Origin of the sequence: Caballeronia sp. LZ001 (assembly GCF_031450875.1) — a bacterium.
Lineage (GTDB): Bacteria > Pseudomonadota > Gammaproteobacteria > Burkholderiales > Burkholderiaceae > Caballeronia.
Map to the genome: position 1 here is coordinate 1,546,182 of NZ_JARTVX010000004.1, position 11,821 is coordinate 1,558,002.

An 11,821-nucleotide genomic window follows, 5' to 3' on the forward strand; every position below is an offset into this window, starting at 1 on the left:
GTATGGGCGATATCCTGATGTCCTGCTCAGGGGCTGCGGCAATCATTTGAATCTAGCCTCGACATTGGTTGCTGGCCACACGCTCAGATGCCGCGCCGTGGCCAAGCTAGCATCAAGTCCACGCCACATGCACCCGGTCCAGATCCCGATCCAACTGATAAGCCGCGCTGATCAAAGCCAGATGCGTCAGCGCTTGTGGAAAATTACCCAGCGCCTCGCCATTGGTCGCCACTTCCTCCGAAAACAACCCCACATGGTTCGCATATGCGAGCATCTTCTCGAACACGAGCCGGCCTTCATCCACACGGCCGGAGCGCGCCAACGCTTCCGCATACCAGAACGAACATGCGCTGAAGCCGCCTTCCAGGCCCGGTAATCCATCGAGCGTCGAGCCGCGTGTATAGCGAAAAATCAGCGGATCGACACGTAATTCGCGGCCGATTGCATCGAGCGTACCGACCCAGCGCGGATCTTTCGGACCGATGAAACGCACGAGCGGCATCATCAACGTGGAGGCATCGAGCGTCGCGGAACCCGGCGTCTGCACGAACGATTTCAACTCCTCGTTCCAGAACTCCTCGTGAATGTCGCGATGAATCTCATCGCGCGTCTTGAACCACTTTGCAAGCGGCGCAGGCAGCGAACGCTTCTCCGCGAGCCGCAACGCGCGATCCACCGCGACCCAGCACAGGAGCCGCGAATGCAGCAACGGACGCGTGCCGTTGCGAAACTCCCAGATACCGTGATCGGCTTCGCGCCAGTGCTCGACCACATAGTCGACGGTACGCGTCACATGCTTCCAGCCTTCATACGAGATAGCCGCGCCGTACTTGTTGTAGAGATAGAGCGAATCGAGCAACGCACCGTAGACATCGAGCTGCATCTGCTCGCGCGCCTCGTTGCCGACCACGACCTTCGCCTGCGTGGCCTCGGCGAAGTTCCTGAGCTCCGCCTCTTCGAGCGCGGTTTCACCATCGACGGCATACATCACGCGCAAGGAGCCGTCCGAACCGCAATCGCGATTGCGCTCGCCAATCCATTTCATGAAGCGTTCCGCTTCGCCCGTGTAGCCGAGTCTGAGCAGCGCATAGACCGAGAACGCGGCATCGCGAATCCATGTAAAACGATAGTCCCAGCGACGCGATCCATCTTGCGACTCCGGCAAGCCGAAGGTCGGTGCGGCAACGATAGCGCCGAACTCGTCCGAGCTGAGCAGCTTCAACGTGAGGGCCGAACGCAACACGACTTCACGGTAACGTCCGCGATACGTCGATCGCGACGACCACTCCTTCCAATAATCGATGGTCTCGGCAAGGATGCTCTCGAAGTTCGATTCGAGCTTTTGCAAGTCGTCGCCTGCGCCGAGCGCGAAGCATGCGGAGTCGCCAGCCTTCAATTCGAGCGTGGCGTGAGCGTCGTTATTCTGGATGTCCAGCGGGACACTTGCCAGCAACTGGACGGACGCGGTCTTGTCGTCCGGAATGAACTCGATGCCCTTCTTCACTGCGCGCGCGCCATGGCGAATGCGCGCGTAATCGAAGCGCGGCGCGCAACGCACATCGAGCGTCATGGTTCCATGAATGAGCCGCACGATACGCATGACGCAGTTGGGCACGGCATCGACTCTCGCCTCGCCCGATGGCACCGGCATGAGATCGAGCAATTCGCATACGCCATCGTGCGTCATGAAACGCGTGAGCAGCACGTTCGTTTCGGGCAGATACATCTGCTTGACGTTCGCCTGCTCCTCTCTTGGCGTGATCGCGAATGCGCCGCCGTGCTCGCCATCGAGAAGCTCGGCAAAGAGCGTCGGCGAATCGATGCGCGGAAAGCACATGAAGTCGATGGCGCCGCGCAACGACACGAGAGCGGCCGTCTTCATGTTGCCGATCATGCCGCGTGCATCGATGGGAATCTTTTTAGGCGGAACTTCTTGGGATGGATGGCCCATGAGAATGCCTTTGGCCTGACTTCAGCCTGTGTGTAATGCGAGTCGGTCGGTCTGCCTGATCACGCCGAACACGCAAGACACGTTCCCGTGTTTGTCGTCTTTCTGTCGTATGTCGGTCGACATCTAACGCGCCGCAGTGCGCGCGTCGGCCTCCGACGCACCGCTGGCCATCGGCGCGGACGCTTCGATGGCGAGAGCTTGCGCCGGCTCGGCATTTAGTTCGGCATGCCGCGACGACTTGCCGAAGCTCGCGATATAAACCGTTGCCGCCACGACGACGGCCACGAGCACCGCCACCACTGCCACTCCAGACGTGTTTCGCTTCATCCAGGCTCCCAATCGGATACGATGTTGCCGGCACGCGAAAACGCCCGGTCGCCAAGACTCGAAGATAGCCGATTAACGGATTTCCGTCCGTGCAAGGCACAACATAGCCACCATCCGCCAGGAATCTACCCATGCATGCTGTGTCGGCATTCAATCTGGTGCTTGTCTCGCTCATCGCCATCATCGCGCTGGAAGTGCTGGCGCGGCGCCTGAATCTGCCGCCCGCAGCCGCGCTGTTGGTGGGCGGCGCGGCCATGGCATTCATTCCCGGCACGCCGCATTTCGAGCTCGACCCGGAACTCGTGCTCGTCGTGTTTCTGCCGCCGCTCTTGATGTATGGTGCGTATTTCTTCGTATGGGACGACTTCAAGCGTAATCTCAGCGGCATCATGCTGCTCGCCATAGGCGCGGTCGCCTTTACGACCTTCGCGGTCGGTTATGCCGTGCATCTGGTCGTGCCCGCCCTGCCCTGGGCCGCGTGCTTCGCGCTCGGTGCCGTGGTATCCCCGCCGGATGCCGTCGCCGCGAAGGCCGTGCTGGAACGCGTCGCGTTGCCTCGACGGCTCATGGTGCTGCTCGAAGGCGAAAGTCTGCTCAACGACGCCGCGGGTCTCGTGCTGTTTCGCTTTGCGGTGGCCGCCGCATTGAGCGGCATGTTCAGCGCGCCGCGTGCGCTCGGCAGCTTTGCCGTGCTCGCGGTCGGCGGCGTGATCGTGGGCGTGGTGGCGGGATTCATCGCGGTGCGGCTGTTGCGCGCGCTCGAGGACGATTACCTCGTCATCACGACATCGATGCTCACCGCGTGGGTCAGCTACATCGCGGCGGAAGAGCTGGGCGTTTCGAGCGTGATCGCGACCGTCACGTGCGGGATGGTGGTCGGCTGGCATCAGCATGACGTCTTCTCGGCGGCGCAGCGCATGCGCGGCACGGCGTTCTGGCAAGTGGTCGTGTTCGTGCTGGAATCGCTCGTGTTCGTGCTGATCGGACTGTCGCTGCGCGGTATCGTGACGCGTCTGGGCGGCGCAGGCAACGCCTTCGAATTGCTCGCGCCAGCGACGGGCGCGGTGATCGCCGTCGTGGTCTTGTCGCGTTTCGTGTGGGTCTATGCCGTGGAAGCCGTCAAGAGCGCGATATGGCACGCCACCGGGCGAAAGGACCGCAACGAGGACGGTGAGCCGAACGCTATCGTTCCGAACCGGCGCGCGGCCACGGTCATCGGCTGGGCAGGCATGCGCGGCGTGGTAACGCTGGCTGTCTCGTTGTCCTTGCCCGATTCGATGCCCGGACGCGACCTCATTCTCTTCGCGGGCTTTGCCGTCATTCTGGTCACGGTGCTGCTGCAGGGCACGACTATCGGCCCGTTGATCGCCCTCCTCGCCATTCAAGGCGGCCCCGAGCGCTCGAAGCGTCATCTGAGCGAGCCGCAAGCGTGGTCGCGCCTGGAAGCGGCGCAACTCGAAGCAATCCGCCCGCTTGTCCACGATGCGCAGGGCAACGTCATCCATCCGCGTCTCTTCGAGCAATACTCGTATCGGGCGAGCCTCTCGCAACGCTTCCAGTCGCTGGATGATTTTCCGGTCGATGCCCGCCGTGCTCATTACGATGTCGTGCTCGCGGGCCTGGCGGCCGGTCGCGCCGAGCTACTCAAGATGCATCGCGGCGGCCTGATCCACGATTCGCTGCTGCATTCGCTCGAACGCGAATTCGATCTGCAGGAAGTCTCGGCGTTGCTCGCAAGAGGATAAACCGCCGCGAAGCCTCGTATCGTGTCGCTTAGCCCGACACGCCATCGAGCCGCGCCGCGTCTTCGCGCGGCTTCTTCTTGCCGCGCCTCGACAGCAGATTCAAGCCTTCGACGAAGCCCGCAAAACCCATCGCCGCATAGATATAACCCTTCGGTACGTGCGTGCCGAAGCCTTCGGCGATCAACGTCATCGCAATCACGAGCAGGAAGCTCAAGGCCAGCGTGACCACGGTCGGATTGCGCTCGATGAAGCGTGACAGCGGTTGTGCGGCGAACAGCATGGTGGCGACCGCGGAAATCACTGCGATAAACATGATCGGCAGATGCTCCGTCATGCCGACCGCCGTGATGATGCTGTCGACTGAGAACACGAGATCGAGCAACAGAATCTGACCGATGGCCGCCCATGCCGTCAGACTGGCTACGCCCGATACCGCGCCCGGCGCATGCACGTCCTTGTTCACGTGATGACGCATCTCGGTGGTGGCCTTCCATACCAGGAAGAGACCGCCCGCGAGCAAGATCAGATCGCGCCATGAAAACGCGTGCTCGAACACGGTGAACACCGGTTGAGTCAGTTGCGCAATCCACGCCACCGTGCCGAGCAAGACGAGCCGCATGACGAGCGCAAGCATGATGCCGAGACGCTGCGTGCGTGCGCGTTGCGCTTCGGGCAGCTTGTTGCTGAGTATCGAAATGAAGACCAGATTGTCGATGCCGAGCACCACTTCCATCACGATGAGCGTGACGAGTGCGGCCCAGACGGCGGGGTCGTAAGCGAGCGCGAGAAGGTATTCCATGAGCAGTGGGATATTGTTGTCGATAGGTGACCGAGCCCCGATGATGGCGAAAATACGTGATCGGAAAAATCAGTGATAATCGAATCCATACTTCGGTTTTTTCGAACACATGGATGGAGGCATTACTCGCATGCTCAACTATCGACATCTGCATTACTTCTGGGTCGTGGTCAAGGAAGGCGGTTTTGCACGCGCGGCGGAACGGCTCGACATGGCCGTGCAGACCATCAGCGCACAAGTGCGCGAACTCGAGAAATCGCTCGGTCATCAGTTGCTGAAGCCATCGGGACGCGGCGTGACGATGACCGAAGCCGGCCATGCGGCCTACGCTCGCGCCGAGGAAATTTTTCAGATTGGCCAGCATATTGCGGACGAAGTGCGCGAGGCCGCAAGCGGAAAGCTTGCGCGGCTTGCCGTGGGTTTGTCGGATGGCATATCCAAGCTGGCGGCGCATGCGCTGCTCGAACCCGTACTCGGCAATCCGGCGCTGCGTCTCTTGTGTCACGAAGGCGAGACCGACGAACTGCTCGGCGAGCTTGCGCTGCATCGGCTGGATCTTGTGCTTGCAAGCCAGCCTGCACCGCACAATCACAATCTGCGTTTGACGAGCGAGCGGTTGATCGCCTCGCCCGTTGACTGGTATGGGCCGGCGTCTGTCGTACGCAAGAGCGCGGTCGATCAATTTCCCGGCAGCCTCGCCGCATTGCCCATGCTTTTGCCAACCGGACACTCGTCGTTGCGAGCGCGTCTGGACAGATGGCTGGAGACGGAGCGTATCGTGCCGCGCATTGTCGGCGAATTCGAGGATAGCGCCTTGATGGCCGTGTTCGGTGCGCGTGGGCTCGGCGTGTTTCCGCTGGCCGAATTCGGTGCGGGCGAGACGCCGTTGTTACGCGGTCTTCGCTGGCTAGGCCGTTCCGAGGAAGTGAAAGAAGAGATTTACGCGATCGTGTCGCGACGTGGAAGGCATCATCCTTTGACTCAGGAAGTGCTGGCTCGGGCAGCTTCCTAGACTAATGCAACTTCGGTTTTTCCGAAGTTCGAGTTCTGCTCACCCTGCTTTTTCTTACGCTTGCCAAACCTTACGCTGGTTCACATCCAACGAGGAGGCATACATGAAGGTCCTTTTCAAATCGCGTGAACCTGAAGCTATCGCCATGCACGAACTCGCCAAGACGCGCAGTGAGTTCGTGTTTCGCCGGCTTGCATGGCTGATTTCGAAGGCCACCGTCAGTCTCTCCGATATCAACGGCCCGCGTGGCGGCGTCGACAAGCGCTGTCAGGTGGAGGTGCAGATAGACCGGAGCAATACCGTGGTGGCAACATCGATAGCGCGTGACTGGCGAGGCGCAATCGATCTTGCCTTGGCACGCGCGGCGCGCACGCTGGTGCGTAAGCGCCAAAGCGCGAAGCTCGCGCGGCGGGTGCGTGCGCGTAGTGTTGCCTACAAGCTTGCGCCGGACGAATCAGCAGATCAAGCGCTCACGCCTGCTGGCGCATGATCAGCGCGTCGAGTCGGGCGGCACAGGATTTTTGTCCTGTGACGAGGGCAGTGCGTTCTCGCTGTCCTCGTGCTTTTGCTTCTCTGCTGTGTCGACGTCCGTCTGTGTGGTGTTGGGGGTCGCGGGCTTACCCTGCGGTTCGTCCATGTCGTCGGCAGTTGCGCGGGGAACGGATGTCATGTCGAGCTCCTTTGAAAAAGGTCGGCACGAAAATGCAGCAAACGCCAGGCCCGCGATACCAGTAGGCGCTTGGGCGGCCGTCTTCAGCACGACCTCCGTCATTGGCCGTTCCCGTGAGATCGAATGGCTTCTTGAGGTACTTCAGTTCACGAAGGGCAGCTTTCGGTCACGCGCCTCGGATAGCATCGACACAGTGATCTTGCGCACTTCGAGCTTGCTCTGCGTGATGTGCGCGCGCAGCAGCATAGCGGCTTCGCCATGTCTGCCGCGATCGATGTAATTCAGCATGGTCGAGTGTTCTTCGTAAGTCGCGCTGGTGCGGTGTGCCTTCAGAAAGTCCAGCCGCCGCATGATCCTGATCCGCTCCGTCACTTCGTCGTGCACGCGCAGGATTTCCGCGTTGCCCGTCGCGCTTACAATGCCGCGATGAAAATTCTCGTCCATGTTGAACATGGCGACGGGATCGCTTTCGCGCGCTTCGGGCGAGACGCACCACACTTCCTTCAGTGCATCGATATGAGGATAAGGCGGCGGCGTATTACCGAGCTTGTCGAGCGAGGCGACTTCGAGAACGATACGCAAGTCATACAACTGGTCTAGCTGGTCGAAGTTGATGTCCGACACTTTCCAGCCGCGCCGGAAACCAACTTCGAGATAACCTTCGCGCAGCAGGCGGAACAGCGCGTCGCGCATGGGTGTGCGCGACACGCCGTAATGTTGCGCGATGTCGGTCTCCGAAAAGCGATCGCCCGGGAATAGCCGGAAATTGAAGATGTCCTGCTTGAGAAGCTGGTACACCTGTTCCGCTAGCGGGTTGGCGCTCTGGACAGTCCGCGTGAGCGTCGCGTCCGGTGCCTCGAATGCGAGCGCTGCGGTTCCGCGAGTTTTAAGCGAGCCGATGCCGTGTCTCCATCATGATGCAACGATTATCGCCCTTTTACGGCGCGTCGATGAGGCTGACATGCGCCGCCACGATGATCCATCCGTTGAACGCGGACGATGCGTCGCCCAGCCGCGCCCACGTTTGCATCTGGCGACCGAGCAAGGGCGTGACGTCGCTCGTGAATTCGGTGCTCACGGTCGCGAGATCGTCCCCGAAAGCCGTCACCACCGTGCCATGCAGCCGTCGCGATGGCGGCACCGGCGCGGCCGCTTTACGCCACGCGCGAATCGCTTCGCCGCCGTGCTGAACTTCGGCTATACCGTAACGCACCGTCTCGGGCGCATTCCAGAAGAGCATGTTCATGGTCTCGACATCGTTATCGACGAGCGCACGTTCGTATGCGACGAACGCGGCGCTTACTTCCGCAACCACCTCGGCGCGATTCACCGCAAGCGTCATGCTCGGTTCTCCGTTAAGTCGGCGAGCGTCGCGGTCCAGCCCACGATGCCGCCTTGCGAACGAATCATGTCGATGGTCGCGTCCTTGAACGCGGGAATGTAGCTCGCGGTCGCGTCTTCGATAAGAAGACATTCATAGCCGCGGTCATTGGCCTCGCGCATGCTGGTCTGTACGCAGACTTCGGTCGTCACGCCCGCGAACACGAGATGCGTGACCGAACGCTCTGCGAGTTCTTCGGCGAGGCGCGTCGCGTAGAAGGCGCCCTTGCCCGGCTTGTCGATGACGAGCTCGCCTTCGACGGGCGCGAGTGCATCGATGATCGCGTTGCCCGGCTCGCCGCGCACGAGGATGCGTCCCATCGGTCCTTCATCGCCGATACGTGCTTGCGGCGCTCCGCGCAAGCGCTTCGCGGGCGGGCAATCCGACAGATCGGCGGCATGCGATTCGCGCGTATGCACCACAGACCAGCCTTGTTCGCGCGCATGTTCAATAAGACGCTGCACCGTCGGCACGATGGACGACAGCAGCGACACGTCGTTGCCCAACGCTTCCCCGAAGCCACCGGGCTCGATGAAATCGCGTTGCATGTCGATGACGACGAGCGCGGTCGTGTTCGCTTCGAACGTGTAAGGGGACGGCTTTGCGCCGTTCAAGGTCGGCATGTGGTCAGCCCTTGTAATGGCGTGCGGGTGCGGGAAAACCGCACGATTGACCGTCCGTGATCTTCACTTCGTCTTCCCACGGCAGATGATATTCGCCGCGCACCATGTCCTGCATGAACGTGTAGGGACAATCGCGCGCACCGCCTTTCACGGCGACATAACCGCGATGCCCGAACTGGTAGATGTTGTTTTCCACGCCCCAATGCACGCGCGCTTCGCGAACGAGGTCCGGGCGCATTTCGCAAGTGATGATCTCATCCGGCCGATGACTGCCCTCGACCATGATGGTGCCGTCGAAGTCGCAGAACATGCCTTCGCCCATGGAATCGAACGAACCATCCGTACCGCAGAGACAAACGCTTGCCGTTTGCGCGAGGTTCTGAAATGCGTTCGATTGATTCGTGATGCGCCATGCGTGGCGAATGGGCGCGGTGTAGCCCGCCGTGCGCAGAATGATTTCAGCGCCCTTATACGCGGCTTCGCGCGCCATCTCTGGAAACATGCCGTCATGGCAGATGATCAGGGAAAGTTTCGCACCGTTCGGTCCGATGCAAACCGGCACGCCTACATTGCCCGGTTCCCACGGTTCGACCGGAACCCACGGATGCAGCTTGCGGTAATAGAGCTTGATCTCGCCTTGTTCGTCGATAACGATACCGCTGTTATAAGGATTGCCTCCGCGATTGCGCTCCATGATCGAAAAGCAGCCCCATATGCGATGTTCGATGCACGCGTCCTTGAAAGCCCGCACCTCTGGACCATCGAGATCGCACATGATGTCGTCGTCGATACGCATCGAGAGGCCGTGCAGCGCGTATTCGGGGAACACGACGAGGTCCATCGCCGGATTGTTGCGCCGCGCCTTGCCAACCATCTCGACGATACGTCGCGTCTGCGCCGCAAGATCCGCGGGCGTCGCAACGTCGGGATTCTGCAATTGCACGAGACCTATCACCATTCCTTGCGGCGATTTGTTGAGACCGCCCAGTCCGCTCGAACTCATTCGTTACGCTCCTTGTTGTTCACGCATGCGCGGTGACGGGTTCGGCCACACCGCTATCCGTGCTGTCACCGTGACCGGCCATGTGCCGCCCCAGCGTGACGCGATCCGCGGTGCTCGCGGCGCTTTCGTGCACGAGCCGCCCTTCGGCGATCACCGCGATGCGATCCGCGAGTTCCAGCAGTTCATCGAGGTCTTCGCTCACGAGCAGCACGGCGGCGCCCGTGTCGCGCGCGGCGAGAATGCGCGCATGGATATCCGCGACCGATGCGAAGTCCAGCCCGAACACAGGATTCGCGACGATCAGCACATCCACCGCTTGCCCCAGTTCACGTGCCAGCACCGCGCGTTGCACATTGCCGCCCGACAACGTGCCGATGGCGCGCGCAGGCAAGGGCGGGCGCACGTTGAAGTCGGCAATCAAGCGTTCCGCGCGTTCACGCATAGCACGGCGGTCCAGACGCCAGCCGCCTTGCTTCATCGGCGCGCGATCGAAATCGCGCAGCGCAAGATTCTCCGCGATACTCATGCCCGCCACGCATGCATTGCGCAGCGGCTCTTCGGGTAACGCAAAAACCCGCAGACGGGTCATCTCGTCGCGTGTCGCCGTGTAGGGTTCGCCATGCATGCGCATCTCGCCTGCATGCACACGGCGCTGGCCGACGAGCGCTTCGATCAGTTCCTTCTGTCCATTGCCCGACACGCCTGCAATGCCGAGTATCTCGCCCGACTTCACCGCAAGCGACACTTCACGCACGGCCATATGTCCGCGATCATCCACGACGCATAGGCCGGACAACGCGAGACGCACGGGTGCATCGACAGCGAGCGGCTTGCGCGGTGGACGCTCGACATCCGTTGCGGCATGAGGCGCGTCGCCGCCCATCATCATCGCGGCAAGGCTGTCGCGATTCGTGTACGCCACTCGGCTCGTTCCGACGAGTTTGCCTTTGCGCAGCACGGTGACGTCATCGGCATAAGACATCACCTCACGGAACTTGTGCGTGATCATGAGGACCGTCAACGCGCCGCTCGAAGCAAGATCGCGCATCAACCCCAGCACTTCGTCGGCTTCTTGCGGCGTGAGCACCGAAGTGGGTTCGTCGAGAATCAAGAAGCGTTGCTGCAAATAGAGTTGCTTGAGTATCTCCAGCTTCTGCTTTTCACCAGCGGCAAGACTCGCGACGGGCGTATCGAGCGCAAGACGAAACGGCATGCCGCGCATGAAGGCATCGAGCGCGGCGCGTTCCTTCGGCCAGTCGATCTTCCACGACAACCGGCCCCGCGCGAGCAGTAGATTCTCTTCAACGGAAAGCCCCGCTGCCAGCGTGAAATGCTGATACACCATGCCGATGCCAAGCGCCTGCGCGTCGCGGGGCGAAGCGATCTTCACTTGACGGCTATCCGCGATGATCTCGCCTTGATCGAGCACGCCGTATCCCACGAGTCCCTTCACGAGCGTGCTCTTGCCCGCGCCGTTCTCGCCGAGCAGCGCATGTACGGTGCCGCGTCGCACTTTTAGCGTGACATCGTCGAGCGCGGTAAACGCGCCAAAACGCTTGGTCGCACCGACCACTTCGACTCCCAGAGCTTGGCGAGCGGGCGTCATGGCGTTAGCGTCCGAGCGTGGCGAGCATCGACGCCGAGTCCGATACCGTGCCGAACACGCCGCCCTGCATGAGCACCATGTTGAGCGCGGCGTCGTGATTGCTCTTGTCGGTGGCGCCGCAGCAATCGGCGAGCAGCGTGCATTCGAAGCCGCGGTCGTTGGCCTCGCGCATCGTCGTATGCACGCACACGTCGGTGGTGATGCCCGTGAGCACGAGATTCACGATGCCGCGCGTGCGCAGGATGAGTTCGAGATCGGTGGCGCAGAACGAGCCCTTGCCCGGCTTGTCGATGACGATTTCGCCCGCCACTGGCGCGAGTTCTTCGATGATTTCCCAGCCCGGTTCGCCGCGCACGAGGATCTTGCCGCAAGGACCGTCGTCGCCGATACCCACGCCACCCGTGCCTACTTGCCGGCTGCGCCAGCGCTTGTTGGCAGGCAGATCCGACAAATCCGGCCGATGCCCCTCTCGCGTATGAATGATCGTGAAGCCCTGTTCGCGCATGAGCTTGAGCACGTTCCCGATCGGCTCGATAGGCGCGCGCGTGAGCGACAGGTCGTAGCCCATCTTGTCGACATAGCCGCCGATGCCGCAGAAGTCCGTCTGCATGTCGATGATGATGAGCGCGGTGTTATCGGCGCGCAGGTTGCCGTCGTAGGGCCACGGATAGGGACGAGCCTCGATGAAGCGGGTCATGAGCGTT

At 61.4% G+C, this 11,821-nt stretch carries 13 protein-coding genes; 3 read left to right on the plus strand and 10 right to left on the minus strand.

All coding sequences use genetic code 11. The annotated features are described in order from the left end of the window. Positions 1-112 precede the first annotated feature (112 nt). Positions 113-1,951: a glycoside hydrolase family 15 protein gene (locus tag P9292_RS17920; RefSeq protein ID WP_309960421.1), complete on the minus strand. Its 1,839-nt coding sequence runs from the start codon at positions 1,949-1,951 to the stop codon at positions 113-115. A gap of 123 nt (positions 1,952-2,074) precedes the next feature. After that, positions 2,075-2,278 (minus strand): hypothetical protein, encoded by a 204-nt coding sequence (locus P9292_RS17925; RefSeq protein WP_250466987.1) that lies wholly within the window; start codon positions 2,276-2,278, stop codon positions 2,075-2,077. A 131-nt stretch (positions 2,279-2,409) separates the two neighbouring features. Here P9292_RS17925 and P9292_RS17930 point away from each other — a divergent pair, with 131 nt between their 5' ends. After that, the gene (locus P9292_RS17930) at positions 2,410-4,023 is read left to right on the plus strand and encodes a Na+/H+ antiporter (protein ID WP_309960423.1); all 1,614 of its coding nucleotides are present in this window, start codon (positions 2,410-2,412) and stop codon (positions 4,021-4,023) included. Between the two features lie 28 nt (positions 4,024-4,051). On the opposite strand, the gene P9292_RS17935 is transcribed toward P9292_RS17930, so the two are convergent. Continuing rightward, complete coding sequence (locus P9292_RS17935) at positions 4,052-4,822, minus strand: TerC family protein (RefSeq protein WP_309960425.1); 771 nt, start codon at positions 4,820-4,822, stop codon at positions 4,052-4,054. Positions 4,823-4,952: 130 nt separating this feature from the next. Between P9292_RS17935 and P9292_RS17940 the strand changes: the two genes are divergently transcribed. Continuing rightward, entirely contained in the window at positions 4,953-5,834 is an 882-nt protein-coding gene (locus P9292_RS17940; RefSeq protein WP_250466982.1) for a LysR family transcriptional regulator, read from the plus strand. Positions 5,835-5,937: 103 nt separating this feature from the next. Then, positions 5,938-6,324: an HPF/RaiA family ribosome-associated protein gene (locus tag P9292_RS17945; protein ID WP_309960427.1), complete on the plus strand. Its 387-nt coding sequence runs from the start codon at positions 5,938-5,940 to the stop codon at positions 6,322-6,324. Here P9292_RS17945 and P9292_RS17950 read toward each other — a convergent pair whose 3' ends face one another. From P9292_RS17950 to P9292_RS17980, 7 genes are all read right to left on the minus strand, one after another. Next, positions 6,325-6,504, minus strand: a complete 180-nt coding sequence (locus P9292_RS17950; RefSeq protein ID WP_250510035.1) for a hypothetical protein — start codon at positions 6,502-6,504, stop codon at positions 6,325-6,327. 141 nt (positions 6,505-6,645) lie between these two features. Then, complete coding sequence (locus tag P9292_RS17955) at positions 6,646-7,302, minus strand: GntR family transcriptional regulator (RefSeq protein ID WP_250493385.1); 657 nt, start codon at positions 7,300-7,302, stop codon at positions 6,646-6,648. A gap of 139 nt (positions 7,303-7,441) precedes the next feature. Beyond that, positions 7,442-7,846: an oxalurate catabolism protein HpxZ gene (hpxZ, locus tag P9292_RS17960; protein ID WP_309960429.1), complete on the minus strand. Its 405-nt coding sequence runs from the start codon at positions 7,844-7,846 to the stop codon at positions 7,442-7,444. After that, positions 7,843-8,508, minus strand: a complete 666-nt coding sequence (locus tag P9292_RS17965; RefSeq protein ID WP_244828197.1) for a cysteine hydrolase family protein — start codon at positions 8,506-8,508, stop codon at positions 7,843-7,845. The genes hpxZ and P9292_RS17965 overlap by 4 nt, the downstream gene beginning before the upstream one ends. A gap of 4 nt (positions 8,509-8,512) precedes the next feature. Continuing rightward, complete coding sequence (locus P9292_RS17970) at positions 8,513-9,511, minus strand: formamidase (protein ID WP_250493384.1); 999 nt, start codon at positions 9,509-9,511, stop codon at positions 8,513-8,515. Positions 9,512-9,530: 19 nt separating this feature from the next. Then, positions 9,531-11,117, minus strand: coding sequence for an ABC transporter ATP-binding protein (locus P9292_RS17975; protein WP_309960433.1), 1,587 nt, complete (start codon positions 11,115-11,117; stop codon positions 9,531-9,533). A gap of 4 nt (positions 11,118-11,121) precedes the next feature. Next, positions 11,122-11,814 (minus strand): isochorismatase family cysteine hydrolase, encoded by a 693-nt coding sequence (locus P9292_RS17980; protein ID WP_309960435.1) that lies wholly within the window; start codon positions 11,812-11,814, stop codon positions 11,122-11,124. Between the last annotated feature and the right edge of the window lie 7 nt (positions 11,815-11,821).

Bases quoted from the DNA above. Each gene is read 5' to 3' on its own strand.
- P9292_RS17950 (WP_250510035.1), bottom strand. From the start codon at position 6,504: ATGACATCCGTTCCCCGCGCAACTGCCGACGACATGGACGAACCGCAG.
- P9292_RS17980 (WP_309960435.1), bottom strand. From the start codon at position 11,814: ATGACCCGCTTCATCGAGGCTCGTCCCTATCCGTGGCCCTACGACGGC.
- hpxZ (WP_309960429.1), bottom strand. From the start codon at position 7,846: ATGACGCTTGCGGTGAATCGCGCCGAGGTGGTTGCGGAAGTAAGCGCC.
- P9292_RS17970 (WP_250493384.1), bottom strand. From the start codon at position 9,511: ATGAGTTCGAGCGGACTGGGCGGTCTCAACAAATCGCCGCAAGGAATG.
- P9292_RS17975 (WP_309960433.1), bottom strand. From the start codon at position 11,117: ATGACGCCCGCTCGCCAAGCTCTGGGAGTCGAAGTGGTCGGTGCGACC.
- P9292_RS17965 (WP_244828197.1), bottom strand. From the start codon at position 8,508: ATGCCGACCTTGAACGGCGCAAAGCCGTCCCCTTACACGTTCGAAGCG.
- P9292_RS17935 (WP_309960425.1), bottom strand. From the start codon at position 4,822: ATGGAATACCTTCTCGCGCTCGCTTACGACCCCGCCGTCTGGGCCGCA.
- P9292_RS17930 (WP_309960423.1), top strand. From the start codon at position 2,410: ATGCATGCTGTGTCGGCATTCAATCTGGTGCTTGTCTCGCTCATCGCC.
- P9292_RS17945 (WP_309960427.1), top strand. From the start codon at position 5,938: ATGAAGGTCCTTTTCAAATCGCGTGAACCTGAAGCTATCGCCATGCAC.
- P9292_RS17920 (WP_309960421.1), bottom strand. From the start codon at position 1,951: ATGGGCCATCCATCCCAAGAAGTTCCGCCTAAAAAGATTCCCATCGAT.
- P9292_RS17925 (WP_250466987.1), bottom strand. From the start codon at position 2,278: ATGAAGCGAAACACGTCTGGAGTGGCAGTGGTGGCGGTGCTCGTGGCC.
- P9292_RS17940 (WP_250466982.1), top strand. From the start codon at position 4,953: ATGCTCAACTATCGACATCTGCATTACTTCTGGGTCGTGGTCAAGGAA.